Source organism: Sphaerisporangium sp. TRM90804 (genome assembly GCF_029846175.1).
Taxonomy (GTDB): Bacteria; Actinomycetota; Actinomycetes; order Streptosporangiales; family Streptosporangiaceae; genus Sphaerisporangium.
Genome location: NZ_JARWAC010000010.1, coordinates 316,125 through 340,843 on the forward strand (window position 1 = coordinate 316,125; position 24,719 = coordinate 340,843).

The following is a 24,719-nucleotide window of genomic DNA, read 5'->3' on the forward strand; positions in this document are numbered from 1 at the left end:
GGGGCTTCGCCCCACAACCCCACCGCGTCCCCGCGGCGCCACGAGAATCGAGTCTCGGCCGGGAACCTCGCCTGTCACGGTGCTGGAGGCATCGCGCCGTGCGCGGCGGCCGGGTGGGTTCGTCCGTCCGTAGCGCGATCGGCCTGGACACGGATAGGCGGAAGCGCGGTCACACGATCTGGATGACGTGCTTGCCTCGGACGCCGCCGGCTTCCAGGGCGCGGTGGGCTTCGGCGATGGCGGTCAGCGGGTGCACGGTGTCGACGACCGGGCGGATGGCGCCGCTCTCCACGTAGGCGGTGAGGTCGGAGAAGAGGTCGCGGGTCGGGGCGCCCGAGAAGAACTGCACGCGGCGGCGACCGTACACGGTGGACACCAGGATGTACGACAGCGAGCCGACGAGGTTGCCGGTGTCGGGGGCGATGGTGACCATCCTGCCCCGAGGGGTGAGGAGACGACGGTAGGCGGGGAGCCGGCTGCCGACGGTGTCGAAGACGACGTCGAACCTTCCCAGGTGGCCAGGGCCGGTGACCGCGTAGTCGAAGGCCTCGTCGGCCCCCAACTCCCGGACGAGGTCGAGGTTCTTGCCGCCGGCCAGCGCGGTGACGTGCGCGCCGAAGGCCTTGCCGAGCTGGACGGCGACGCTGCCGACTCCGCCGGCGGCCCCGCGCACCAGCAGCCGCTCACCCGCCTGGAGGCGGGCCTTGTCGCGCAGGGCGGTGATGGCGGTGGTGCCGACGGGCAGCGCCGCGGCCTGGACGAGATCGAGACCCTTCGGGGTGTGGGACATCAGGTGCGCCTGCACGGTCACGAACTCCGCCGCGCTGCCCGCTTTGCCGCGGTAGTTGTCCTTGCGCGACAGGATCCCCCAGACCCGGTCACCGACGGCCAGTCCCCGCACCTCGGCGCCCACCTCGGCGACCTCGCCCACGAAGTCGATGCCCATGCGCTTGGGGAAGGAGCGGCCCGACATCAGCCGCAGCCCGCCCGAACGCAGGTGCAGCTCGCCTCCGTTCACGCTCACGGCGTGCACGCGGACGAGGACCTCGCCGGGGCGGGGGACGGGGACGGCCGCCGTTCCCACGTACAGCACGTCGGGCGGCCCATACCGGTCGTACATGGCTGCGCGCATCTGACTCATCGGATTCCTCCATCGGTTCGTCGGCGGGTTCGTACGACGGCACCGCCGCCCCACCGGGTCTAAGTGAACGAGGTCTTCCACTTACGTCCACCGCAACGCGGTAAGTGAAGGAGGTCTTCCACTTAGGGGTAAAGTGAGAGACATGTCCGTCGAGGCCTCTCGGAAGACCGTCCCGGTGCGCGACGCCCCGGGTGAAGCTCCGTCGCTGCGGGCCGACGCGCGGCACAACCGCAACCGAATCGTGGACGCCGCCCGCGAGACGTTCTCCGAGCTGGGCCTGGGCGTGCCGATGTCGGAGATCGCCCGGCGCGCGGGCGTCGGCGCCGCGACGCTCTACCGCCGCTTCCCCACCAAGGAGGCGCTGGTCACCGAGGCCTTCGCCGACCAGGTCGCGGCCTGCGCGGCCGTCGTCCACGACGCCGCCCGCGACCCCGACCCGTGGCGCGGCTTCTGCACGGTGATCGAGCGCCTGTGCGCCATGCACGCCCACGACAGGGCGTTCACCGCCGCGTTCCTCTCGGCCTACCCCGACAACCTCGACCACGAGGGCGAACGCGTACGTGCGGAGAAGGTCTTCGCCGACCTGGCCCGTCGCGCCCAGGAGGCCGGCAAGCTACGCCCCGACTTCGTCCCGGCCGACCTCATCCTGCTCCTCATGGCCAACGCCGGCATCGTCACCGACACCCCCCACCTCACCCAGGCCGCCTCAAGACGCTTCGTCGCCTACCAACTCCAGGCCCTCCGCGCCGCCACCGCCACCCCCCTCCCCCCAAGCCCCCCACTCACCCTCCACCACATCCACCGCCCCCCGACCGGCTGAAGTGGCGGGGCCGGTGCGCTCAAGGACGCATCTCCCATGGACTGAGCACCTTCCGGCCCGAGTGCGAGGGGTCGACATCCCTGATCCACCCTGAGGGACCCGTAGGGCGGATCAGGGACGGGTCAGGGGTGACACGGATGTTGGAAGGCGCCGTTTGGAGGCAGTCTTGATCCATGCTTCCCCTGAGAAGGCTTTATCCGCTCCTCGCCGTCGCCGGATTGCTCGCCGCGTTGGTCATGGTGGCCGCCGGTCAGATCGGTGTCGGTCACGACAGGGTCGGGCTGACCATCGGTCAGTACGCGGCGCTGGAGCTTGGGGGAGCCACTCAGCTCGCGTTGGCGCTGCTCGGCCTGTCGTCGCTCGGGGTGCTGGCGGGCATGCGGGTGGTGGGTGCGCCCGTGGAGGGGTGGCCCGAGAGGCTTGTGCTGGTGTGGGCGGGGTCGGCCGTCGGGGCGGCGATGTTGCCGGGCACCCGGGTGGGTGAGTTCCTGATGGTGACCGCCATGGCGGCCCTGGCCGGGGCGGCGGCGCTGCTGGCCCGTCTCTTCGGCGACGACGAGCGCTGGAGGCCGGTGGCGCGCCCCCTGGAGTGGCTCGCCCTGGCGGCGGGCGGCGCCATCGCCGCGCTGATCTACGTGCTCCTGCCCGGCCGCGGCGTCATGGTCGGCGTCGTCGAGTGGACGCTCCTCGGCATCGCGATCGCCGTCCTCGGCGTCATCACCGCCCAGCTCACCCGTATCGCCTGGACCTCCGAGGACGCCGACACCCAGCCCGCGCCGGCGCCCACCCCCGCCCTCCCGCTCCGGAACACGGGTATGCGCGCCCCCGCCCCCCTCGCGAACGCCGCCATGATGACCGCCCTGCGCACCCCCCACGCCCTGCCCACCATGACCATGGCCATGAGCGCCAGCCACCCCGAGGACGCCCACCTCGCCCACACCCGGGGCCCCGCCCTCCTCACCCGCTACTGACGCATCCACGTCCCAGGCCGGAACGATCTGCCACTCCGTTCGGGCGGAGGCCCGGGCGCCCCGCTGTCGGCGGGGCGCCCGGGTCTGACGCGTGGGGGTGTCAGCCGCGCAGGAACCCGTTGACGACGAGCGGCAGCGACGCGTCCAGGCCGACGACGTTGAGCACGCCGAGGTCGCCCGGGTCGGCGATCGTGTAGCCGGCCGCCGTCATGGCCGACACGACCACCCGCGTGGCGGGGTTGACCGCGTGCCGGTAGGCGGTGAGCGCCTGGGAGGGGTGCGAGCGGCCGGCCCAGGTCTCGTTGTCGGTGAACACCACGATGCCGTCCACGTTCAGCTTGACGTCCTTCGCCCACGTGAACGGGAGCGACAGGTCGGTGCCGCCGCCCGAGGGGCGCCACGTCGCGATCTCCCGCAGGTTGGTGCGCGGGGTGACGCGCGAGGCGTGGACGCTGGTGTCGACGTCGATGAGGTGGACGTTCTCGCGCTCGATCCGGGCCAGCATGACGGCCATCGCGCTCGCGACCTCGTACGCGGTGCCGAGGGGCGAGCCGCCGACGGTGAGAGGGGAGTGCCCCATGGAGCCGGAGGAGTCGACCGCGACCAGGAGCCGCCTGCCGGACGGCCGCACGGTGCCGAAGGCGTGCTCGTAGGTCTCCTCCAGGGCGTCGAGGATCGCGGGCAGCGGCTTCCACCTCTGGACTTCGGCGCGCCGGTTGGGCAGGGAGCGGCCGGAGGCGTAGACGCGCATCGCGAGCCACGCGTCCATGGGGTGGACGCGTGCCCTGACGACGGCGGCGGGGTCGCGGAGCCGGGCGGCGGCGCGCGCGGTGGCGTCCCCCATCGGAGTGAGGGTGCCGATGCGGGTCATCCGAGCCAGGTTGCGGATGAGCGCCGTCATGCCGATGGTGTCGACCAGGGCTTCCCACACGGACGGCTCGCGGAGCATGGCGTCGGGGAGGAACTCCCACGGCACCCGCGCCTCGCCGACCACGCGGGCCGCCTCGGCGGGGGTGGTGACGGCCTTGGCGGTGAGGAACCGGTCGACGGCGGGCAGCTCGTCGCGGGCCTCGTCGTCGGAGACGTTCCCCGCGATCCATCCGAACAGCGTCCGGCGCTGGGGGGTGTCGGCGGAGGGGTGGGCGATGCGGAGCACGTCGCGCAGCGCGAACGCCTCCCTGGCCGGGGTCCTGCGCTGGGCCGCCTTGCACACGCGGAACGCGACGTCGTCCGGAGCGCCCTCCAGGAACCACGACCCGAGCGCGGTGCGCAGGCTGCGGCCGACTACCGGCGCCGTACCCCGCCCCGTGGACTTGCCGCCCAGGTTCTTGTGGTAGCCGAAGAACGTCGCCAGGTGGTCGGTGGTGCGGGCGACCTTGGGCAGGGCGAGCTTGGCGGCCTGACGGGTGCCGGGGTCTCCCTTGGCGTAGGCGGCGGCGAGGGCGAACAGCGCGGGCCGGTTCTTGGGCGCGCGGGGCGGCCGCGCCGTCGAGATGTCGGTGAGCAGGGCGACGACCCGCGGGCCGTCCTCGGCGATGGCCTCGAACAGCACGTCGGCGTTCTCCGAGGTCAGCTTGTCCTGGCCGACGTAGTAGGTACCGCCGGAGGTGCCGAGAAGGAGGAAGTCCTCCAGGCGGTTCCAGGTGTCCTTGGCGTGGACGTAGCCGCCGGCGGCGTTCTTCACCTGGTCGGCGCGGCCGGGGATGGGCTGGTTCTGCGGGGTCGCGACGGTGGAGATGGACGCCAGGGGGTCACGAGCCATGTCGGCCTCCGTGTGCCGTTCGACCCGCCGGGTGGCGGATGTGTGAGGGGGGTGGGGAGAGCGGATGTGGTGGTGTGTGCGCCGGTTAAGCCGGCGTCCTGGGCCGCTGGACGACACCCCGAGGGGCGGCGGGATTCGAACCCGCGTGACCGGCACCCCATAACCGACGTACTTCGACCCGCTCTCCCCATGCTCGTCAGCTCTGCCGGCGGCACGGATGTGGTGTACCGACCGGAGCATCAGGTCGCCAGACGACCCGACAGGACTCGAACCTGTAATGAATCACCAGTGATAACCAGCCGGATTCGACCCGTACCACCGGCAGTGCTGACGAACGACCAGGTCTGGAGCCGACACGGATGTGGCGTCGCCCCCGGCGTCTCGGGTGCCCACTCCAAGCCCTGTGAACCGCATACAACGCTACCGAGCGATTTCATCCGACGCATTCCCATTTCGGAAAACGCGGGCACGCGTTGGGAACGTCATCCGATCGCTGCTTCAAGGCGCGCCGCACCCGGGGGAGTGGCAGGGGGTGTGAGCTTCCAGTGGGCCCATACGGTCTTGCCTGGGCCTGGGGTGAGTGGGGTTACGCCGTGGTCGTGGGTTAGGGCGGTCACTATGGTCAGGCCTCGGCCGTGTAGGGCTTCCGGGCCTAGGTCGAGGTGGCGGACCTTTCCGGGGCTGTGGTCGGTTACCTCGACGGTTAGAGCTTCGGTGGTGGCCTGCATCGCGAGGGTGATCGGGGGGTCCCCGTAGTTGACCGCGTTCGCCAGTAGTTCGTCGACGGTCAGGATCACGTCGTCCTGGAGGTCGTGAAGGCCCCAGTCGGTGAGAAGCCTGGCGGTCGTGGCCCGGGCTCTGGGGATCATGGCGAGGTGGTGGGGGAGGTTCCATCGGACGGTGCGAATGCCGTCCGGGGTCTCGGGCATCGGTTCTCCTGGGAATAGGCGCGTGCGGCGATATCCCGGAAGTGGAAATGTGTATGAGTCAGTGCATATAGGGCACTGCGTGGCCGCCGTGGGTTGGAGTCGAATCTGTTCGCTGCTCTGTGTCCGACCGCATTCCACAGTTCTTATTTCACGCTTCCGGCGTTCAGAGCCATCGTCGTAGGCTCCGGCGTAACGCGCCGCGTGCACCGGTGATTGTGCGCGCGGCATTCACCCCGTGAGCGTCTGTGAGGGATCGTGAACGGCACCGGTATGACACCGCTCGAATTCTTCGCCAGGGAACTGCGCCAGGCCCGCGAGGCGGCCGGTCTGAGCCAGGCCCAGCTCGCCACCGCCGTCGTCGGCTACTCCCCGTCCTTCGTCGCCATGGTCGAGACCGGCCGAAGGTTCCCCAAGCCCGACTTCGCCGAACGCTGCGACCGCACACTGAACACCGGCGGCATCCTCGCCCGCCTGACAGAAGACCTGGTCTGCCGAGCCATGCCCCCGGAGTGGCTGGGTAAATGGCTGCAGATAGAGAGCACGGCGACCGCACTGCTTTCGTACCAGCCGCTCCTGGTACCTGGACTACTTCAGACGGAGTCGTACGCGCGAGAGGTCATCGGCACATCGGGTAGACCTTTCGATGTCGACGATCAGGTGACGGCTCGTCTGGCACGCCAGTCCATCCTGGACGGCGACAGAAGGCCGATGCTGGTCGTCGTCCTCGATGAGTGCGTCCTGCGCCGACCCGTCGGCGGGGCGCAGGTCATGCACGATCAGATACTGCATTTGCTCGACACCGTAAGGCGTCCAGAGGTCGTCATACAGATTGTGCCGCTGGAAGCCGGTGCTTATTCTGGCTTGGCGGGGCCCTTCGTCGTGGCCGATATGGCCGGAAGGGAAGTGGTCTATGTCGATAATGCGCTGAGCGGAGACGTCATCGAGCACGCACCCGACGTGGCGACCCTAAAACGCCTTTGGGAGTCTCTGCGGGCGGAGGCGCTGCCGATGAAGCAATCGATCGAGTTGATGGCAAAGGTGGCGGAGACATGGATATGACAGAGCTGCACTGGCGCAAGTCCTCGTACAGCAGCGGCAACGGTGGCGACTGTGTGGAGATCGCCTCTTTTTCGGCCGGAGTCGCTGTTCGGGACAGTAAGAACCCTTCCGGCCCCGTGTTGACGGTCAGTTCGGGGGCGTGGTCGGCGTTTGTCGGTGGGGTGAAGGCCGGGCGGTGACGGCGGTTGGTTCGGGGCGTCTTCGGGGGAGGTACTTGACAGTCACTAGTACTGGGCACAGTCTAGGAGTGTGACGTCGAGCCATGATCCGCAGCTGCTGAAGGGCGTGTTGTCGCTTCTGCTGTTGCATCTGCTGGCCGAGCGGGAGTCGTACGGGTACGAAGTGGTGCGGCGTCTGCAGGAGGCCGGGTTCGCTGACGTGCTCGAAGGCAGCGTCTATCCGGCGCTGGCGCGCCTGGAGCGCGAGGAGCGGATCGCCACCCGGCTGGTGCCCTCGCCGAGCGGGCCCGCGCGCAAGTACTACCGACTGACTCCGGCCGGATGGCATGCGCTGCGAGCGGGGTCCACCGCGTGGGCCCGGCACACGAGCAGCGTCGACGCCGTCCTGGCACGGCCTCTGCCCACGGCACCCGAGGAGGGAAGCTGACATGTCGCACACCATCGGCTGGTGGGACCGGGTACGCATCGAGCGTCTCGTGTGGACGCTGGATCAGCGCCTGTACGACCTGCCCACACGATCGCGAGTCGCCATCCGCCGGGAGGTCAGGGCCAACCTGCTGGAGGCCGCCGCGGACGTCGGCACCACCGAGGCGCTGCGCCGCGTCGGTGGGAGCGGGCAGCTCGCCCAGCGGTATCTGGTTGCCCAGCTGGGTGAAGGTCCTCGCCACTCCTGGGTGGCCGCCTTCTGGTTCGGAAGCCTGACCCCGTTCGTGCTCAACTTCGTGTTCGGCGAGGCGGCCGACGCGTACCGGCAGGGCGTCCTCGCCGTCGATCCGCATGCCGACGGCACCTTCGTCTGGCCCGGCGTCAGCTATCTGCAGACCCCCACCACGTTCACCTTCGCCGACGGCTACGCCACCCAGCTGACCGGCACGTGGACCGTGCTGACCTACCTGCTGTGGATCGGCGGCACCATCGTCGTGGGCCGGCTCTGGCGCCTGCTGACCTCTCGAATCAGGCGCCCCGACTCCGTCACCCACACCGTCTGAACACCGGCCGTAGCCGGATCACGGCTCCTAGCCGGCGGCCGGGGTGAGGGTGCGGAGGGCGTGTTCCACGAGGGTCACCAGGACCACCTTGGCCGAGGCTCGGCGGCGGACGTCGCACATGATGACCGGGATGTCGGGGTCCAGGTCGAGCGCGATCCTGACGTCCTCGGCCTCGTGCCGGTCGGCGCCGTCGAAGCAGTTGACGGCGACGATGAAGGGGGTGCCGCGCTGCTCGAAGTAGTCGATGCTGGGGAAGCAGTCGGTCAGGCGCCTGGTGTCGGCCAGGACGACCGCGCCGAGGGCGCCGTACGACAGCTCGTCCCACATGAACCAGAAGCGCTCCTGGCCGGGCGTGCCGAAGAGGTACACCACCAGGCCCTCGCGGATGGTGATGCGGCCGAAGTCCATGGCGACCGTCGTGGTGGTCTTGGCCTCCACGCCGTCGAGGTCGTCGACGCCGATGCCACGGTCGGAGAGGACCTCTTCGGTGCGCAGTGGCCGGATCTCGCTGATCGCGCCCACCAGCGTGGTCTTGCCCACGCCGAAGCCACCCGCCACCAAGATCTTGAGGGCGACGGGCTCCTCAGAGTGCTCGTAGGCCATTGATCACTTCCTTGAGAAGGCGCTCATTCGGGCGCGGTCCACGTTGGGCGGGAGCCCGGACGCTGATCATGCCCTGATCCTGGAGATCGCCAAGTAGAACGCGGACCACGCCGAGCGGCAGGTCGAGCTCTGAGGCGATGTCCGCGACCGACATCGGCCGGTCGGCGAGCTCCAGGATGCGCTGCTCCTCGGGGCCGAGACCGGCCTCGCCAGTGTACGGAGACCCGGTCGCCGACACCATGGCGATCAGGTCGAGATCGTCACCGGACGAACGTGTGCGGCCACGGATGAGCGCGTACGGCCGGACGATCGGCCCGGCCTCCTCATCGAGCCACTGCTCGCCGCGAATCGTCATGGCGACCGCCGGGGGTTGGTGGAGATGTGCTGGCCGACCCGCTTGACCAGCATCGCCATCTCGTACGCGATGTGGCCCACGTCGGCGTCCGCGCTGCTCAGCACCGCGAGACAGGTGCCGGTGCCCGCCGCCGTGACGAACAGGAAGGCGTTCTCCATCTCGACGATGGTCTGCCGGACCTCGCCGCCGCCGAAGTGCCGTCCGGCACCCCGGGCGAGGCTCTGGAAGCCGGACGCGACGGCGGACAGGTGTTCGGCGTCCTCACGGCTGAACCCCATGGAGGCACCGACGACCAGGCCGTCGGTGGACAGGATGACCGCCTGGCGTACGGCGGCGACCCTGCTGATGAGATCGTCGAGAAGCCAGTTGAGTTCGCCGTTTGACGAGACTTTGCCGGTCATTCGTCACCCTTCTCGCCAGTCGTCAGATGTACGTAACCCTCACTATGGTCGCGCAGGTCGGGCTGTTGGTCATCCTCGTCGGGCCGGACGTCGCCGTCCTCGCCCCCGCCGGACGGGTCGTGCTCGCCTCGGGACCTGCTCAGACGCCCCTCGGACGGATCTCGGGTCTCCTTGGAGGAATCTCGCGCGCCCTCGGGGTCGCCGGGCGGATCGCCGTCCTCCGGGCCTGAGTCCTCGCGGCCCCGGCGCGAGCCCTGCTGGAAGGCGGAGAACATCGCGCGCGCCTCGTCGGGCGAGCGCTCCGGGCGGCCGGAGCCGGTCGTCGGCCCGGCAGGTCCGGTCGCCGGCCCCGCCGGCGCCATGCCCGCTTCCGGCGCGCCGGGCTCGCCGGGGTAGGGCGGGGTGGGGGCGGCCAGCGGGCCGGTGGTCTCGCGCAGCTGCGGCGCCATGTTGGCCTGGCGGACGCGGCGCGGCAGGCCGTTGTGGGTGCCGCCGGTCAGCGGCCCGCGCGGGGACGGCACCGCCCCCGCCGGCCTGGGCGGGGCGGTCGCCGCCGGCCCGCCGTCGTCGGAGGCGCTGCCGGCCGCGTCGGGGACGTCGGTGCCGGGCGGGTCGTCGGAGTGCGGGATGGCCGGCACCACGGTCAGCGACGGCGCGTCGCCCCGCGGGTTCGTGGGGGTGAAGAACGGCGAGGTGGTGAAGCGGGGGTCGTCGTCGTCCTCCTCGGGCGGCACCGGCGGGTGCTCGTGGCCCCCGCCGCCCTGCTGGAGCGCGACCCGTGCCAGCGACCCGCGCGGCCGGTGCGGCACGTCGTCCGCGAGCGAGCCCGGGATGGGGGACGGGGAGCCGTCGTCGACGACCAGGGCCTTCGGGATGAGCACGATGGCCGTGGTGCCCCCGTAGGGCGACCCGCGCAGCAGCACGCTGACGCCGTTGCGCGCGGCGAGCTGGCTCACGACGAACAGGCCGAGCCGGTCGCTGTCGGCCAGGTCGAACTCCGGCGGGTGGGCGAGCCGGTCGTTGACCGCCTCGTACTCCTCGGGCAGCAGGCCGAGCCCGCGGTCCTCGATCTCGACGACGAAGCCGTTGGCGACCGACTCGCCCCGCACCAGCACCCGGGTCTGCGGCGGCGAGAAGACCGTCGCGTTCTCGACCAGCTCGGCGATCAGGTGGATGAGGTCGGCGACCGCCGCGCCCGACAGGTAGGCGTTCGGCACGGGCAGCACGTTGACCCGCGTGTAGCCCTCCACCTCCGCGACGGCGGCCCGGATGATGTCGACGGCGGGCACCGGCTTGCGCCAGACGCGGCCGGGCGCGGAGCCGGACAGGATGATCAGGCTCTCCGCGTGGCGGCGCATGCGGGTGGTGAGGTGGTCCAGGTGGAACAGGTCCTCCAGCGCCTCGGGCTCGGCCGCGCGGCGCTGCATGGCGTCCAGCAGCGTGAGCTGCCGGTGCAGCAGCCCCTGCTTCCTGCGGGCCAGGTTGAGGAACACCTGGCTGACGCCCCTGCGCAGGTCGGCCTGCTCGACGGCGGCCTGGACGGCGGTGTGCTGCACGGAGCCGAACGCCCGCGCGACGTCCTCGATCTCGGTGGACTCCCCGGCGGTGATCTCCGGCGCCTCGGCGGCGACGTCGACCGGCTCCCCCTTGCGCAGGCGGTCGACGACGTGCGGCAGCCGGACATCGGCCAGCTCGCGGGCGGAGTTGCGCAGCCCGGCCAGCTCGCGGATGAGGCGGCGGCCGAAGCGCACCGAGATGACGATCGAGGCCACCACCGCGACGAGGCCGAGCCCGCCGGCGAGGCCGATGCGGACCAGGATGCCGGTGGCCACCGTCCGGGCACGGTCGGCCAGCAGGGAGGAGTCCTTGGCGCCGACCTGGTCGAGCGTCGCCGAGAGGTTGTCGGTGATCGCCTTCCACCGGCCGAGCGAGTCGGGCAGCGGGCCGCTCAAGCGGGCGTTGGAGATCAGGTCCTGCTCCATGGCCGCGAAGCGCCGGAAGGTCGGGGAGGCGAAGACCTCCTCGTACGGCCTGCGCAGCTCCGGGTCGAGCATGGCCATGCCCTTGGAGTACTGGAAGCGCCGGTTGGCCGCCCACTCGGCGAAGGCGGTGTACTCGGCGTCCGACAGGCCCTGGCTGGTGAGGGCTCCGCTGACCAGCGCGTTCTGCCGGGAAATGATCTCTCTCGCGTTGCCCATCGCCTGCATGGCGCCGGCCTGCTCGTAGATCGACAGGTCGGGCACCGACACCATGCGGTCGTAGAGGCGGAAGAGGGCGTCCATGACGCGGGTGTAGGCCTGGGCGGTCTCCAGGCGGCCGGCCTGCCGGGTGTCGACGTTGGCGCGGATGCCGGGCAGCTGCTCGATCTCGTTGAGCAGGCCGGTCAGCGAGGTCTTCATGGGCTCGTTGAGCGCGCTGAGGGTGTCGCCGGACTCGGCCGAGGCGCGGAACTTCCCGAGGGAGGTGTCGGTGGCGGCCCGCTGGGTGGCCAGCGCCGCAGGGTCGCCGGTGCCGGTGCTGAGGACGGCGACGGAGAGCGAGCGCTCGGCCTGGATCTTGAGGCCGAGGTCGGTGGAGGTGACGCCGAGGCTCTGGTAGATCGTGTTGGCCCGCAGGAGTGATATTCCATCACCGATGGTGAGGTTAAGAACGAATCCCCACAGAGCGCTCAGAGACAGCAGAGGCAGGAGTAGCAAGGTAAAGATCTTGAAGCGGATGGACCGCTTTCGAGAACCCATGGACACTCCTGCAGCGCTCGGAGGCTCTTGTGGCATTTGAGCGGAATGCACCTCCGGAAGATCGCACAGAAGGCTAGCACCGATAGAGTTCCGGCGTACTGGAGGACAGATGATTGCTGTGATTACGGGGGCCAGTGCCGGGATCGGCGCCGCCGCGGCCGAGCGGCTGGCGCGCGACGGGCACGAGGTCGTCCTGGTCGGCCGGGCCCGTGCCCGGCTCGACGCGGTGGCCGAGCGCATCGCGCACGCGTCGGGCCGGCACCCCGCCGTCGCGACCGCCGACTTCACCTCGTTCGAGGAGGTCACCCGGCTCGCGGCCGACCTGCTCGACCGCTACGAGCGCATCGACGTGCTCGCCAACAACGCCGGCGTCATGTGCACCAAGAAGCGGATGACCGCCGACGGCCACGAGACGATGATGCAGGTGAACCACCTGTCGCCGTTCCTGCTGACCAGCCTGCTGCTCGACCGCGTCAAGGCGTCCGAGGGCCGGGTGGTGACGACGGCCTCCGGCGCCGCGAGGAGCGGCCGGCTGGACCCCGCCGACCTCGACCGGTCGCGCAGGCGCTGGATGGCCTGGTTGCAGTACTGCGACACCAAGCAGGCCAATACGCTCATCACCGCCGCCCTTGCTCGGCGCGGCGTGGCGGCCACCTGCTTCCACCCCGGCGTGGTGCGTACGGCGTTCGCGCCCGGCAGTCTGTACATGAAGCTGCTGATGGCCGTGCCCGGCCTGGCGATCCCGCCGGAGCAGGCCGCGCGCCCGCTTGTGCACCTCGCCACCACGATCGACGGCACCCGGCACGCCGGGCGCTACTTCGCCGGAGGCGTGCCGGCCCCCGCCACGCGGCTGATGACCGACCCCGGCCTGGCCGAGACGCTTTGGGAGGCCACCGCGGCCCTCACCGGCCTGTCCACCGAGAAGCCGTCCCGCGAGGAGTCCTGAGCCCTCGCCCGAGCCGCCGGGGCGCCCCGGTGGGCGGATCTCCGTCCGGGGCGGACCCATCTTGGGGCACGGCCGGGGCGTGTGGTGGGCGCTCGTCCGGTGATGTTCGCCTCGCCGACATCGGGCGTTCCCCTGGTTCCCAGCGCCCGGCGTTAGGGTCCCGGGCTCGTGACCTCCGCCACTCCGGCGTCCCCCGGCTCGGTGCCCTCGCCTTCGGCTCCCCGCCCGCCGGTGCCCGCCGCCCCGCCTGACGTGCCCCGGGATGTCGCGCCGCCCCAGGCGCCGGAGACCGCCGCGCCCCCGCGGGTCGCCGCGCCCACGGACGCCGCCCCCGCCCCGAGGAACGCCGGCACGCGGGCCACCGCGCCCCCGAAGCCCATCGCGCCGCGCTCCGGCGAGCGGGTCAGGGACCCGTTCCTGGACAACGCGAAGTTCCTGGCGATCACCCTCGTGGTCACCGGCCACCTCATCGAGGACCTGCGGGACGTGCCGGCCGCGCACGCGCTCTACTTCTTCGGCTACCTGTTCCACATGCCGCTGTTCATCCTGCTCAGCGGCTACCTGTCGCGGAACTGGACGTTCTCGCCCGGCAAGGCCAGGAAGCTGATCAGCGGCCTCGCGGTGCCGTACGCCGTCTTCGAGGCGGCCTACTCGCTGTCGCGGTGGCTCACCACCGGCACGCTGGAGTTCAGCCTGCTCGAACCGTACTACCTGACGTGGTTCCTGATGTCGCTGTTCATGTGGCGGCTGTCGACCCCGGTGTGGCAGCAGCTCCGCTGGCCGCTGGCGGTCGCGGTCGGGCTGTCGCTGCTGTCGGGCATGAGCGACCTGCCCGACGAGCTGTCGATGAACAGGACGCTCGGCCTGCTGCCGTTCTACGTCCTCGGCCTCATGCTCCGCCCGGCCGACCTGGAGTTCCTCAAGGGCCGGTGGGTCCGCCTGGCCGGCGCCGCGGTGCTGGCGGCGGGCCTGGCGCTGGCGTTCCGGTTCCACGCCGACATCGCGACCGAGTGGATCCGCTGGCGGAGCAGCAACACCGCGATCGGGGTGAACGACCTCGCCGGCAGCGCGATCCGCCTGGGCCTGCTGACGGCCGGGGCCGCGCTCGTGCTCGCGTTCCTGGCCGTCACGCCGTCGCGGCGCACGTGGTACTCCGGCCTCGGTGCGGCGACGATGTACGCCTACCTGCTGCACGGCTTCGTCGTGAAGGCCGTCGAGCCGTACTACGGCGGCCTGCGCACCCCGGCGGGCGTCGCGCTGGTGATCGTGCTGGGCGTGGGGCTGACCGTGCTGCTCTGCTCGCCGGCGGTCCGCCGCCTCACCGGGTGGGCGGTCGAGCCCGACACCTCCTGGGCCTTCACCAAGATCCGCCGGCCCCGGTCGCGCCCGTCGCGGTGACCGGCGGTCAGGCGTCTTCCAGGTCGCGCACGGCCTGGCAGGCGGCGGTGACGGCGGCGTCGACGTCGCCGCCGGGCACGGCGTCCGCGCCGGCCATGGCCACCCGCCCGAAGCGCCGTCGCGCCGTGTCGGACGGGAGCGGCCCGGCGGGGTGGAACGCGTCCCACGGCCGGGTGTACTCGCGGGCGTGGCCGTGGCCCCAGCGGTTGACCGTCAGGCCCTCGACGTCGCGGGCCGGGTCGAAGCCCCACGGGCCGAGCAGCCGCGCGAGCTGCTGCCGCACGCCGTACTCCAGCGCGCTGTACGGCGTGGCAGCCAGGGCGCGGCGCCCGGCCGCCGCGGCGTCGCGGGGGGAGACCCCCGGCGGGGCGGGGGCGTGCACCAGGTGCGCGGTGACGGGCTCGCCCGGCTCGCGCGGGCACCGGTAGGAGCCGGTGCTCACCGGGACGGCCAGCTCGGCCGACGCCCAGTACGCGCCGGTGAAGCGCACGCGGTGGACGCCCGCCGCGTGCCAGGCGCGCCAGTCGCGCAGCTGTACCGTCGCGTGCACCAGCGGCATGCGCACCGCCTGGCGCATGGCGTCCTTCTGCTCGGCCGGGAGGTCCTGGACGAGGTAGGGGATCATCGTGTGCCCGCAGGCCATGACCACCGCGCCGCCGCGCACCGTGCGCACGCGGGCGCCGTCGAAGTAGCCCACGGTGCCGTCCGCGCGCACCAGGACCACCGGGCTCGACAGGCGCACCCGCACCCGGTTGCCCGCCCGGTCGAGCGCGCCGCGGTCGAGCCGGGTCGTGGTGATCTCCCCGGCCGAGGCGGCGCCGGCGAAGCCGGGCACCATGCGGGCGACCATCATGCGCACCAGCGCCTGGTTGCCCTCGGGGAACGGGTGGGCGTCCGCGGCCCGGCCGCGCGCCGCCCTGGTGGAGGCGAGCGGGGAGGGGTGGGAGGCGTCCAGGCCGAGCCCGGCGAACCCGGGGTAGGTGAAGCGGCCGGCGAGCAGCCACGCGTCCAGCGCGCCGAGCGCGTCGGCGCCGTGCGCCCACGTGGCGCTCGGCATCGTCTGGCAGAAGCGGACGACGTCCGGATGCGCCCCGCACACCTCGCGCAGGAACCGGGTGTACGTCAGCGCGGCCAGCCGCCGCTTCTTCTCCTCGCCGGACAGGCCCGGGAACCAGTCGGGGGGATGGTCGTAGAGCAGTGCCAGCTCCTCGCGCGCCCGGGCGGCGACGGGCAGCTCCGCCACCCAGTCGGCCGTGGCCCGCCCGGGCGCCAGCCGCACCAGCCGGTCGGCGCCGAAGCTCTCGCGGTCGCAGAACACCGCCTCGTGCATGCCGAGGCCGGGGTACAGGGCCGGGTCGGCGCCGCCCGCCCCGCCCGCCCCGCTCACCTCGACGCCGAGGTCGGCGAGCAGCTCCCTGCCGTCCCGCGACCACTCCGACGGCGCGTACAGGCCGCCGGAGCCGCCGTGGGAGACGAGCGGGCCCGCGCGGCCCGCCGGGTGGAACTCGTTGCGCCGGGCCTGGCCGCCGATGTCGTCGTGGTTGTCCAGCACCAGCACCCGCGCCCGGGGGTGCCGCCGCGTCCAGGCGTAGGCCGCGGTGACGCCGCTGACGCCGGCGCCGACCACGACGAGGTCGTAACGCTCGCCGGTCGGCTCCGGCTCCCCGGCGCGCTCCCAGAACCGGCCGTCGCGCAGGGCGTGCGGGACGGCGAGCGCGTCCGGCGTGTTCCCGCGCAGCCCCTGGGCCGCGGCGGGGTGCGCCGCCGAGCGGGTACGCCCCGGGCCTTCGAGCGGCGTGGACGGCGCGCCGCGACCGGCCAGGGAGCCGAGCGCCGTGGTGGCGGCCACCATCGTGACCCCGTCGAAGAAGTCCCGGCGGCTGATCGGCCGGTCCATTCCCAGCTCGTGTGCCCGACTTCCGTAATGATCTTCGCCAAGCGGGAAATGAGCGGTCATTCCGCGATCATCACCCCCGGTCACAAGCGGAATGGGGCGTGTCGGGGAGCGGGGAGCAAGTCTTTTGGGGTTTATTGCGCCCGCCGTACAGGGAACGTGTCCGGCTTCTCGCCGTTTTTTCATGCCGGTACGGGAACGCGGCCTTCGGGTCGCTCGTTGGCCCGGGAGAAGGCGTATCGCGCGAAGGTGACGGCCACGGGGAAGTTGCCGTTTCTTCCGAAGTATCGATGTGCTGGGATAAACGGGGTAACGTTCGCGTTTGCAGTTGTATGAGGCGACGGGGTGTGCGGTGGTCGGCAGGCAGGGCAGGGTGACCGGCAGAATCGGGCCGGGCCTTGTGGGCGAGGTGATGGTGCCGATACGCGGGGGCGTTGAGGCCTTCTACGCCCACCCGTCGATTCCCGACGAGGAGATCCTGGTGGGGTCGATCATCGTCGTCGTCGAGTACTACCCGCCCCGCACGGTGTATGTGGCCCGCGCGGCCGTCTGAACTCTCTCTCCCACCCCCCTCTTTTGCGGAGGTCGCATTGACCACCATGGAGCTGGCCGTCTGGGCCGGCGGCGCCGTCATCCTCCTCGTCATCGCCGTTCTGCTGTTCAAGGCCGTCTGGCGGGTCGCCGAGCCCAACGAGGCCCTGATCATCTCCGGCCTGGGCGCGCGCACGAAGAACGAGCTCGCCGAGAGCCTCGGTTTCAAGATCATTACTGGTAAGGGCGCCGCCGTGCTGCCCGGGTTCCAGACGGCGCGGCGGCTGCGGCTCGACAGCCGCGCCACCAACCTCCAGGTCAACTGCGTGACCCAGCAGGGCATCCCGGTGCAGGTGCGCGGCGTGATCATCTACAAGGTCGGCGACGACTTCGCCTCGATCGCCAACGCCGCCCGGCGCTTCCTCGACCAGCAGGACAGCATGAACGGGGCCATCCACGAGCTGTTCACCGGCCACCTGCGCTCGATCATCGGCAACCTCACCGTCGAGGACCTCATCCTCAACCGCGAGCGGCTGACCGGCGAGACCCGCAGCAGCGCGGCCGACGAGATGAGCAAGCTCGGGCTGGTCGTCGACTCCCTGCAGATCCAGGAGATCGACGACGAGACCGGCTACATCCTCAACCTCGGCAAGCCGCACGCCGCCAGGATCGCCGCCTCCGCCCGCATCGCCGAGGCGCAGCGCGACCAGGAGGCCACCGAGGCCGAGCAGATCGCCGCGGCCAAGAAGGCGGCGGCCGTCCGCGACTCGCAGATCCAGCAGGCCGGCTACCAGGCCGAGATGGACGAGGCCGCCGCCAGGTCGCGGCAGGCTGGGCCGCTTTCCGAGGCGACCGCGCGGCAGGAGGTCGTCGTCCAGGAGACCCGGGCCGCCGAGCTGGAGGCCAACCTCGCCGAGCAGCGGCTGCAGTCGCAGGTGCGCAAGCCCGCCGACGCGCGGGCGTACGAGACGGTGACGCTGTCGCAGGCCGAGCGGGACGCGCGCATCGCCCAGGCCCAGGCCGAGGCGAAGGAGACCGAGCTGCGGGCCGTCGCCCAGGCGTCCCAGGTGAAGCAGGCCGCGGTCGCGGAGGCCGAGTCGGTGCGGCTGCGCGGCGAGGCCGCCGGTGCGGCCTCCCGGGCGACCGGTGAGGGCGAGGCCGCGGCGGCCAAGGCGCGCGCGCTGGCCGACGCCGAGGGCGCCAAGGCCAAGGGCCTGGCGGAGGCGGAGGCGGCCAAGGCGAAGGGCCTGGCCGAGGCCGACGCCATCCGCGCCCGCTCCGAGGCTCTGGCCGAGAACCAGGAGGCCGTCATCGCGCAGCAGCTCGCGCAGAACTGGCCCGCGATCGTCGAGGCGGGGTCCAAGGCGTTCGGCAACGTCGACCACATGGTCGTGCTGAACGGCGCCCAGGGCATCGAGGAGATGCTCGCCAAGGCGCTCACGCTCGGCGGCACCGGGCTGGGCCTGGCCCGCTCGCTGCTGAACGGCGCCACGCCCCCGGCCGCGGCCCCGGCTCCGGCCCCGGTCCTGAACGGCGTCGACCACCCGAAGCCCCGCGTCACCGACGGCGGCTGACCCCGCCGTCCCATGATCAGCCTCCGGTGCCCGGGTCGCGGGGCGCCGGAGGCCCAAGGCCTGTTTCAGCCAATGCCCCCGCCCTACCGCGTCGCTCGCCCCTCTGACCGGCCGCCGTGTCCCTCCCCGATCGGCGGCCGTCTCCGAAACGGCGCCTTCGGCACAGCCTCATCAGGGGCGACCCTCCGCCGGTCACCTCTCTCCGTCGCGCGGACAACCACCCCGGGCCCGGAGAAACGCGTCGGCCAGACCGTGGCCGGGGATTGGCTGTGGGTCGGCCGGGGCGGCGTCATGACGCCGACAGGCCGGCGCGGTGTCCGCGAGCTTCACCGCGCCGCGCGCCGTACGGCCGCGCCGCCTTCGCCGTACGACTCCCGGCCGACACGGCGCCGGGATCGGGCACTAGGCAGGTGGAGGGAGGGCGACCCGGCCGGGTCGTGCTGACGCGGGTCCTCATCGGCTGAGAGCGGTTGCTGTGCGCGACGGTGCGGAGTGAGCGACCGAGGGTCGCCCTGGGGAAGGCTGCGCCGAAGACACCGTTTCGAGACGGTGGCCGGTTGGTGGTCGGCAGCGGGATGGGACCTGTGGGAAGGCAGCGGTTCTTGTCGGAACGGGCGCGGTGGTAGTGCTCGTTCCGGCGCCGATACGGGGCTTGCCCCGGATGGCGAAGACGGCGCCGTGTACGGCGGTTGGCTGGTTTCGGCTCCATGGTCGGTGGCCGGTTGGTAGTGGGCGCGGCATGAGTGCCGTGGGCGGTCGTCTTGTTCGTTCGGCCGCAGTGCTGTGCTCATCCGGCGCCGACGCGGTGCTTGCTTGTGTGGCGAAGACGGCGCCGTGTACGGCGGCTCGCCGGGGCCCCGGGCCGTGAGGCGCTATCGGTGGCGTGCGGGTGGGTGGGGGTGGACGGCTTCCAGGACTTCGGTCAGGACTTCGGTCAGGGCGTCGAGGGCGGCCGGGTAGGCGTGTTCGGGTGGGGTGGCGTAGCCGACGACGAGACCCTGGGGGTGGTCGCCGGGGTGGTGCCAGGAAGGGCCCAGGCCGCTGAGGGCCAGGCCGTGCTCGGCGGCGCGGGCGAGCACCTCGGGCTCGGCGGGGCCGTCCGGCGGCAGGCCGATCAGAACGTGCAGACCGGCGGCGATGCCCCGCACGACCGGGCCGCGCGGCCGTCCCGGCCCCGGGCCGATCGTGGCGACCAGCAGGTCGCGGCGGCGGCGGTAGCGCAGGCGGCAGGCGCGCACGTGGCGGTCGTACGCGTGGCCCACGATGAGGTCGGCCAGCACGAGCTGGCCGAGCGTCTCGGTGTGGTGGTCGGCGTGCAGCTTGGCGTCCACGACGGGCCCGACGAGCCGGTCGGGCAGCGCCATCCAGGCCAGCCGCAGCCCCGGGCCCAGCGTCTTGGAGGCGGTTCCCACGTAGGCCACGTGGTCGGGCGCCATGCCCTGGACGGCCCCCACGGGCTGGCGGTCGTAGCGGAACTCCCCGTCGTAGTCGTCCTCGACGACCAGGCCGCCGGTCGCGCGCGCCCACTCGACCAGGGCGTGCCGGCGCGACGGGTGCATGGTCACCCCGGTGGGGGACTGGTGGGCGGGCGTGACGACCACCGCGCCCACCCCCTCGTACGCGGGCCCGGCCAGCAGGTCGGTGCGGGCGCCGCGCTCGTCAACCGGCAGCGGCGCCACCCGCCCGCCCGCGCGGCGCACCACGTCACGGTGGAACGCGAACCCCGGGTCCTCGGTCGCGATAGCGGGCGCGGGGCCGGCGGACACCACCTGGGCGAGCAGGGAAAGGGCCTGGGTGAAGCCGGAGACGATCACCACGCGGCCGGGGGCGACCAGCACGCCGCGGGTCCGCCCGAGGTGGCCGGCGATCGCGTGCCGCAGCTCCCCGGCGCCCTGCGCGGCCCCGTAGTCGTACGCCGCGGCCGGCGTGGTGGCCAGCACCCGGCGGGTGGAGCGCAGCCACGCCGCCCTCGGGAACGCGGTGACGTCCGGGCGGCCGGGCCGCAGGTCGTGCCGCGGCGAGGCCGGCTCGCGCCCGGCGGGAGCGGTGTCCGGGCGACGGGCCGCGACCTCGGCCACCGACGTCCCCGACCCCCGGCGCGCGGTCAGATACCCCTCGGCGACGAGCTGGTCGTAGGCCGCGCTGACCGTGTTGCGCGACAGGCCCGCCTCGGCGGCCAGGACACGCGTGGACGGCAGCCGGGTGCCGGGCGCGAGCCGCCCGTCGCGGACGGCGTCCCGCAGCGCGCGCTCCAGGCCGATGCGCCGGCCCGCGCCGGAGTCCAGCTCCACATGCAGGTCGATCCCGAAAGTGGCCCGGTGTCCCGACACGGAAAGGGACCTTACCTTCGCGCCGGTCCGCGCGGCAGCGGAGTTCTCCGGGCGGGCCGCCCCCGGAAGTGGCCCAGTCTCCCGGCGCGGAAATGGACCTTACCTTGGGCCACCCGCCCCCCTAGCGTCGTGGCCATGACGAACACGATGACCGACGGCGCGACGGCCGAGGCCGCCGGGCCGATGAAGCCCCGGTTCTCCCTGCGCGACACCGCACCCGAGATCTACCAGGCCATGCGGGCACTGGACGCCGCCGTCGAGGGGTCCGGGCTGGAACCCTCGCTGATCGAGCTGGTCAAGATCCGCGCGTCGCAGCTCAACGGCTGCGCGTACTGCATCGACATGCACACCCGGGACGCCCGCGCGGGCGGTGAGAGCGAGCAGCGCGTCTACGCGTTGACGGCCTGGCACGAGACCCCGTTCTTCACCCCGCGCGAGCGCGCGGCGCTGGAGCTCACCGAGGCCGCCACCCTGCTCCCGGCGAACGGCGTGAGCGACGAGCTCTACGAGCGGACCGCCCGGCACTTCTCCGAGGGTGACCTGGTCAAGCTCATCTGGGCCATCGTGGTGATCAACGCGTGGAACCGGGTCGCGGGCGCCGCCCGGCTGGTCCCCGGCACCTACGTGCGCCCCGCCGGCTGAGGGTTCCCGGACGCCGTCCCGCATGGCGGTCACCCGGTACGCCCGGCGCGAGCACGCCACGCCGTTCCGGCGCGGGGGGCCGGAGACCGCAAAGATTGGGAGCGTCCCCTTCGGGGGAGGTAGTGCGTTGCGCCCCCCGGCGGTGACCGTCCGGATTCGTCCGGTCGCAGAGGGTGGGGGCGAGATTATGGGCTTGCGTGGCCTGCTGGGCAGATGGCCGGTCGTCCGGCAGCTCACCGGCCCCGACCGGCACGGGCTGGGCGTCGCCGTCCGCTCGCCCCGCACCGACACGCTGCGCGGGCGCGTGGCCACGGCCGACCGCGTGGTCAAGTCCATCTGCCCGTACTGCGCGGTGGGCTGCGGGCAGAACGTCTACGTCTCCGGCGGCGAGGTCGTGCAGATCGAGGGCGACCCCGACTCGCCGATCAGCCGGGGCAGGCTCTGCCCCAAGGGCTCGGCGACCCTCCAGCTCACCACCGGGGACGCCCGCGAGCGCATGGTGCTGTACCGCCGGCCGTACGGCACCGAGTGGGAGCCGCTGGAGCTGGAGACGGCGATGGAGATGGTCGCCGAGCGCGTGGTGCGCACCCGGCGCGCGACCTGGCAGGAGCACCACCAGGGCAAACGGGTGGCCCGCACGCTCGGCATCGCGAGCCTGGGCGGCGCGACGCTGGACAACGAGGAGAACTACCTGATCAAGAAGCTGATGACCGGCCTCGGCGTGGTGCAGGTGGAGAACCAGGCGCGGGTCTGCCACAGCTCGACGGTGACCGGCCTCGGCACCTCGTTCGGCCGGGGCGGCTCCACCACGTTCCTGCAGGACCTGCAGCACTCCGACTGCATCGTCATCGAGGGCTCCAACTTCGCCGAGGCGCATCCGGTCGGCTACCAGTGGGTGGTGGAGGCCAAGCTGCGCGGAGCGACGATCATCCACGTCGACCCGCGCTTCAGCCGCACCAGCGCCATGGCCGACCTGTACGTGCCGATCCGCGCGGGCACCGACATCGCCTTCCTCGGCGCGATCGTCAACCACGTGCTGAGCGAGGGCAAGGACTTCCGCGAGTACGTCCTGAACTACACCAACGCCGCCACCATCGTGAACGACGACTACAAGGACACCGAGGACCTCGACGGCGTCTTCTCCGGCTTCGACCCCGAGACGCGCGGCTACGACGTCACCACCTGGCACTACAAGGGCCCGGAGGTCCAGGCCGCCTCAGGGCACCGCATCAGGATCGGCGAGTACCACACGCCCGGCCGCGGCGAGTCGCACGGCTCGGGCGGGGCGCCGGTGACCCGCCTGCCGGAGTCGGACCCGACGCTCACCCACCCGCGGTGCGTCTACCAGATACTCAAGCGGCACTTCGCGCGCTACACCCCCGCGTTGGTCGAGGAGACGTGCGGAATCCCGCCGGAGCTGTTCGCCCGGGTGTGCGACGCGGTGACGTCCAACTCCGGGCGCGACCGCACCACCGCCTTCGCCTACGCGGTCGGCTGGACGCAGCACACCGTCGGCACCCAGTACATCCGCACGGCGAGCATCCTGCAGTCGCTGCTCGGCAACATCGGCCGCCCGGGCGGCGGCATCATGGCGCTGCGCGGCCACGCGAGCATCCAGGGCTCCAGCGACATCCCGACCCTGTACAACCTGCTGCCGGGGTACATCCCCATGCCGTTCGCGCACACCGACGAGAACCTGGACACCTTCGTCGACGTCGTCAGCACCCACAAGGGCTTCTGGGCAGACGCCCGGCACTACGTGGTCAGCCTGCTCAAGGCCTACTACGGGGGCGCGGCGACGCCGGACAACGAGTTCTGCTTCGGCCACCTGCCCCGGCTGACCGGCACGCACAGCACCTACGACACGGTGATGGCGCAGCTCGCCGGCGAGTGCAAGGGCATGTTCCTGTTCGGCGAGAACCCGGCCGTCGGCCACGCCAACGCCGCCCTGCAGCGCAAGGGGATGGCCAACCTCGAATGGCTGGTGGTGCGCGACCTCTCGCTGATCGAGTCGGCCACCTGGTGGAAGGACGGCCGGGAGATCCGCACCGGCGAGATGCGCACCGCCGACATCGGCACCGAGGTGTTCTTCTTCCCCGCCGCCTCGCACACCGAGAAGAGCGGCACGTTCACCAACACCAACCGGCTGCTCCAGTGGCACCACGCGGCCGTCGAGCCCGCCGGCGACCGGCGCAGCGACCTGTGGTTCGTCTACCACCTGGGACGGAAGATCAGGGAGCGCCTGGCCGGCTCCACCGACCCGGCCGACCGGCCGATCCTCGACCTGACCTGGGACTATCCCGAGGAGGGCGAGCTTCGCGAGCCGAGCGCGGACGCCGTCCTGCGGGAGGTCAACGGGTACGGGCCCGGCGGCCGCCTGCTGGGCGGCTACACCGAGCTGCGCGGCGACGGCTCCACCTCCTGCGGCTGCTGGATCTACTGCGGCGTCTTCGCCGACGGGGTGAACCAGGCGGCGCGGCGCAGGCCGCACACCGAGCAGAGCTGGGTGTCGCCCGAATGGGGCTGGGCGTGGCCGATGAACCGGCGCACGCTGTACAACCGCGCCTCGGCCGACCCGGACGGCCGGCCGTGGAGCGAGCGCAAGGCGTACGTCTGGTGGGACGCCGAGCAGGGGAGGTGGACCGGGCACGACATCCCCGACTTCGTCGACGACCGGCCGCCGGACTACCGCCCCCCGGACGACGCGTCGGGCGTCGACGCGCTGTCCGGCATCGACCCGTTCATCATGCAGGGCGACGGCAAGGCGTGGCTGTTCGCGCCCGCGGGGCTGATGGACGGGCCGCTGCCCACGCACTACGAGCCGCAGGACACGCCGTGCGAGAACCCGCTGTACCGGGCGCACCGCAGCAACCCGGCGCGGCTGCTCTACTCGCACCCGGGCAACCTCTACCACCCGCCGGGCAACGAGGTGTACCCGTACGTGGTCACCACCTACCGGCTCACCGAGCACTTCACCGCCGGGGGGATGAGCCGCTGGCTGCCCTACCTCGCCGAGCTGCAGCCGGAGATGTTCTGCGAGGTCTCCCCGCAGCTCGCCGACGAACGGCTGCTGGAGCACGGCGGCTGGGCCACCATCGTCACCGCGCGCGGGGCGATCGAGGCCAGGGTGATGGTCACCGACCGCGTGCCGCCCCTACGCATGAACGGCCGCGTCATCCACCAGATCGGGCTGCCGTACCACTGGGGCCCGAACGGCCTCACGATCGGCGACCCGGCCAACGAGCTGACGTCCATCGTCCTGGACCCCAACGCCGACATCCAGGAGAGCAAGGCGACCACCGCCGACATCCAGCCGGGCCGCCGTCCGCGCGGGCCGGGCCTGGTGCGCCTGGTGGAGACCTTCCGGCGCAGGGCCGGCATCGGCGAGCGCACCGGACTGGAGGTCTGACACCGATGTCGGAACGCACGGCAGAGGCGGCCACCCGGCTGCCGCAGG

21 protein-coding genes are annotated in these 24,719 nt (G+C 72.1%); 12 read left to right on the top strand and 9 right to left on the bottom strand.

Translation table 11 applies throughout. The features are described from left to right. Positions 1-169: 169 nt before the first annotated feature. Positions 170-1,132, bottom strand: coding sequence for an NAD(P)-dependent alcohol dehydrogenase (locus PYR91_RS14235; RefSeq protein ID WP_279780378.1), 963 nt, complete (start codon positions 1,130-1,132; stop codon positions 170-172). A 151-nt stretch (positions 1,133-1,283) separates the two neighbouring features. Here PYR91_RS14235 and PYR91_RS14240 point away from each other — a divergent pair, with 151 nt between their 5' ends. Further along, positions 1,284-1,961 carry a helix-turn-helix domain containing protein gene (locus PYR91_RS14240; protein WP_279780232.1) on the top strand — a complete coding sequence of 226 codons (678 nt, stop codon included), beginning with the start codon at positions 1,284-1,286 and terminating at the stop codon, positions 1,959-1,961. A gap of 173 nt (positions 1,962-2,134) precedes the next feature. Further along, positions 2,135-2,932 (top strand): DUF998 domain-containing protein, encoded by a 798-nt coding sequence (locus PYR91_RS14245; RefSeq protein ID WP_279780233.1) that lies wholly within the window; start codon positions 2,135-2,137, stop codon positions 2,930-2,932. A gap of 100 nt (positions 2,933-3,032) precedes the next feature. On the opposite strand, the gene PYR91_RS14250 is transcribed toward PYR91_RS14245, so the two are convergent. Together PYR91_RS14250 and PYR91_RS14255 are read right to left on the bottom strand one after the other, a co-directional pair. Beyond that, positions 3,033-4,694 (bottom strand): TROVE domain-containing protein, encoded by a 1,662-nt coding sequence (locus PYR91_RS14250; RefSeq protein ID WP_279780234.1) that lies wholly within the window; start codon positions 4,692-4,694, stop codon positions 3,033-3,035. A gap of 482 nt (positions 4,695-5,176) precedes the next feature. Continuing rightward, positions 5,177-5,623 carry an ATP-binding protein gene (locus PYR91_RS14255; RefSeq protein WP_279780235.1) on the bottom strand — a complete coding sequence of 149 codons (447 nt, stop codon included), beginning with the start codon at positions 5,621-5,623 and terminating at the stop codon, positions 5,177-5,179. A 255-nt stretch (positions 5,624-5,878) separates the two neighbouring features. Between PYR91_RS14255 and PYR91_RS14260 the strand changes: the two genes are divergently transcribed. The 4 genes from PYR91_RS14260 (at position 5,879) to PYR91_RS14275 (ending at position 7,850) form a co-directional block, all read left to right on the top strand. Then, positions 5,879-6,682 (top strand): helix-turn-helix transcriptional regulator, encoded by an 804-nt coding sequence (locus PYR91_RS14260; protein ID WP_279780236.1) that lies wholly within the window; start codon positions 5,879-5,881, stop codon positions 6,680-6,682. Next, positions 6,679-6,861 carry a DUF397 domain-containing protein gene (locus PYR91_RS14265; RefSeq protein WP_347943124.1) on the top strand — a complete coding sequence of 61 codons (183 nt, stop codon included), beginning with the start codon at positions 6,679-6,681 and terminating at the stop codon, positions 6,859-6,861. Before PYR91_RS14260 ends, PYR91_RS14265 begins: the two co-directional genes overlap by 4 nt. Positions 6,862-6,967: 106 nt before the next feature. Beyond that, positions 6,968-7,288, top strand: coding sequence for a PadR family transcriptional regulator (locus PYR91_RS14270; protein WP_279780238.1), 321 nt, complete (start codon positions 6,968-6,970; stop codon positions 7,286-7,288). A 1-nt stretch (position 7,289) separates the two neighbouring features. After that, positions 7,290-7,850, top strand: a complete 561-nt coding sequence (locus PYR91_RS14275) for a hypothetical protein (protein WP_279780239.1) — start codon at positions 7,290-7,292, stop codon at positions 7,848-7,850. 27 nt (positions 7,851-7,877) lie between these two features. On the opposite strand, the gene PYR91_RS14280 is transcribed toward PYR91_RS14275, so the two are convergent. Genes PYR91_RS14280 through PYR91_RS14295 form a run of 4 tightly spaced genes read right to left on the bottom strand, consistent with a single transcriptional unit; the run spans position 7,878 to position 11,905 of the window. Then, on the bottom strand, positions 7,878-8,453 hold the full coding sequence (locus tag PYR91_RS14280; RefSeq protein ID WP_279780240.1) for an ATP/GTP-binding protein: 576 nt from the start codon (positions 8,451-8,453) through the stop codon (positions 7,878-7,880). Continuing rightward, on the bottom strand, positions 8,434-8,808 hold the full coding sequence (locus PYR91_RS14285; protein ID WP_279780241.1) for a DUF742 domain-containing protein: 375 nt from the start codon (positions 8,806-8,808) through the stop codon (positions 8,434-8,436). Before PYR91_RS14285 ends, PYR91_RS14280 begins: the two co-directional genes overlap by 20 nt. Further along, positions 8,805-9,209, bottom strand: a complete 405-nt coding sequence (locus tag PYR91_RS14290; RefSeq protein ID WP_279780242.1) for a roadblock/LC7 domain-containing protein — start codon at positions 9,207-9,209, stop codon at positions 8,805-8,807. The genes PYR91_RS14285 and PYR91_RS14290 overlap by 4 nt, the downstream gene beginning before the upstream one ends. Further along, complete coding sequence (locus PYR91_RS14295; protein WP_279780243.1) at positions 9,206-11,905, bottom strand: nitrate- and nitrite sensing domain-containing protein; 2,700 nt, start codon at positions 11,903-11,905, stop codon at positions 9,206-9,208. Before PYR91_RS14295 ends, PYR91_RS14290 begins: the two co-directional genes overlap by 4 nt. Positions 11,906-12,056: 151 nt before the next feature. On the opposite strand from PYR91_RS14295, the gene PYR91_RS14300 reads away from it, so the two are divergent. After that, on the top strand, positions 12,057-12,893 hold the full coding sequence (locus tag PYR91_RS14300) for an SDR family NAD(P)-dependent oxidoreductase (RefSeq protein ID WP_279780245.1): 837 nt from the start codon (positions 12,057-12,059) through the stop codon (positions 12,891-12,893). A gap of 168 nt (positions 12,894-13,061) precedes the next feature. Then, entirely contained in the window at positions 13,062-14,291 is a 1,230-nt protein-coding gene (locus tag PYR91_RS14305) for an acyltransferase family protein (RefSeq protein WP_279780246.1), read from the top strand. A gap of 7 nt (positions 14,292-14,298) precedes the next feature. Here the strand turns inward: PYR91_RS14305 and PYR91_RS14310 are convergent, their stop codons facing one another. Continuing rightward, complete coding sequence (locus PYR91_RS14310) at positions 14,299-16,188, bottom strand: NAD(P)-binding protein (RefSeq protein ID WP_279780248.1); 1,890 nt, start codon at positions 16,186-16,188, stop codon at positions 14,299-14,301. A 370-nt stretch (positions 16,189-16,558) separates the two neighbouring features. Here PYR91_RS14310 and PYR91_RS14315 point away from each other — a divergent pair, with 370 nt between their 5' ends. Then, the gene (locus tag PYR91_RS14315; RefSeq protein WP_279780249.1) at positions 16,559-16,738 is read left to right on the top strand and encodes a hypothetical protein; all 180 of its coding nucleotides are present in this window, start codon (positions 16,559-16,561) and stop codon (positions 16,736-16,738) included. Between the two features lie 46 nt (positions 16,739-16,784). Next, complete coding sequence (locus PYR91_RS14320; RefSeq protein ID WP_279780379.1) at positions 16,785-18,290, top strand: flotillin family protein; 1,506 nt, start codon at positions 16,785-16,787, stop codon at positions 18,288-18,290. An 872-nt stretch (positions 18,291-19,162) separates the two neighbouring features. On the opposite strand, the gene PYR91_RS14325 is transcribed toward PYR91_RS14320, so the two are convergent. Then, positions 19,163-20,620 carry a PLP-dependent aminotransferase family protein gene (locus PYR91_RS14325; RefSeq protein ID WP_279780251.1) on the bottom strand — a complete coding sequence of 486 codons (1,458 nt, stop codon included), beginning with the start codon at positions 20,618-20,620 and terminating at the stop codon, positions 19,163-19,165. A 135-nt stretch (positions 20,621-20,755) separates the two neighbouring features. On the opposite strand from PYR91_RS14325, the gene PYR91_RS14330 reads away from it, so the two are divergent. Both PYR91_RS14330 and fdh read left to right on the top strand, forming a co-directional pair. Continuing rightward, the gene (locus PYR91_RS14330) at positions 20,756-21,262 is read left to right on the top strand and encodes a carboxymuconolactone decarboxylase family protein (protein WP_279780252.1); all 507 of its coding nucleotides are present in this window, start codon (positions 20,756-20,758) and stop codon (positions 21,260-21,262) included. A gap of 187 nt (positions 21,263-21,449) precedes the next feature. Beyond that, positions 21,450-24,671, top strand: coding sequence for a formate dehydrogenase (gene fdh / locus PYR91_RS14335; RefSeq protein WP_279780253.1), 3,222 nt, complete (start codon positions 21,450-21,452; stop codon positions 24,669-24,671). Positions 24,672-24,719: the final 48 nt, after the last annotated feature.

What these genes read in the sequence shown, in the direction of transcription:
- PYR91_RS14235 (WP_279780378.1), bottom strand. Translation starts at nt 1,132, where the DNA reads ATGCGCGCAGCCATGTACGACCGGTATGGGCCGCCCGACGTGCTGTAC.
- PYR91_RS14240 (WP_279780232.1), top strand. Translation starts at nt 1,284, where the DNA reads ATGTCCGTCGAGGCCTCTCGGAAGACCGTCCCGGTGCGCGACGCCCCG.
- PYR91_RS14245 (WP_279780233.1), top strand. Translation starts at nt 2,135, where the DNA reads ATGCTTCCCCTGAGAAGGCTTTATCCGCTCCTCGCCGTCGCCGGATTG.
- PYR91_RS14250 (WP_279780234.1), bottom strand. Translation starts at nt 4,694, where the DNA reads ATGGCTCGTGACCCCCTGGCGTCCATCTCCACCGTCGCGACCCCGCAG.
- PYR91_RS14255 (WP_279780235.1), bottom strand. Translation starts at nt 5,623, where the DNA reads ATGCCCGAGACCCCGGACGGCATTCGCACCGTCCGATGGAACCTCCCC.
- PYR91_RS14265 (WP_347943124.1), top strand. Translation starts at nt 6,679, where the DNA reads ATGACAGAGCTGCACTGGCGCAAGTCCTCGTACAGCAGCGGCAACGGT.
- PYR91_RS14275 (WP_279780239.1), top strand. Translation starts at nt 7,290, where the DNA reads ATGTCGCACACCATCGGCTGGTGGGACCGGGTACGCATCGAGCGTCTC.
- PYR91_RS14280 (WP_279780240.1), bottom strand. Translation starts at nt 8,453, where the DNA reads ATGGCCTACGAGCACTCTGAGGAGCCCGTCGCCCTCAAGATCTTGGTG.
- PYR91_RS14285 (WP_279780241.1), bottom strand. Translation starts at nt 8,808, where the DNA reads ATGACGATTCGCGGCGAGCAGTGGCTCGATGAGGAGGCCGGGCCGATC.
- PYR91_RS14290 (WP_279780242.1), bottom strand. Translation starts at nt 9,209, where the DNA reads ATGACCGGCAAAGTCTCGTCAAACGGCGAACTCAACTGGCTTCTCGAC.
- PYR91_RS14300 (WP_279780245.1), top strand. Translation starts at nt 12,057, where the DNA reads ATGATTGCTGTGATTACGGGGGCCAGTGCCGGGATCGGCGCCGCCGCG.
- PYR91_RS14310 (WP_279780248.1), bottom strand. Translation starts at nt 16,188, where the DNA reads ATGGACCGGCCGATCAGCCGCCGGGACTTCTTCGACGGGGTCACGATG.
- PYR91_RS14320 (WP_279780379.1), top strand. Translation starts at nt 16,785, where the DNA reads ATGGAGCTGGCCGTCTGGGCCGGCGGCGCCGTCATCCTCCTCGTCATC.
- PYR91_RS14330 (WP_279780252.1), top strand. Translation starts at nt 20,756, where the DNA reads ATGACGAACACGATGACCGACGGCGCGACGGCCGAGGCCGCCGGGCCG.
- fdh (WP_279780253.1), top strand. Translation starts at nt 21,450, where the DNA reads ATGGGCTTGCGTGGCCTGCTGGGCAGATGGCCGGTCGTCCGGCAGCTC.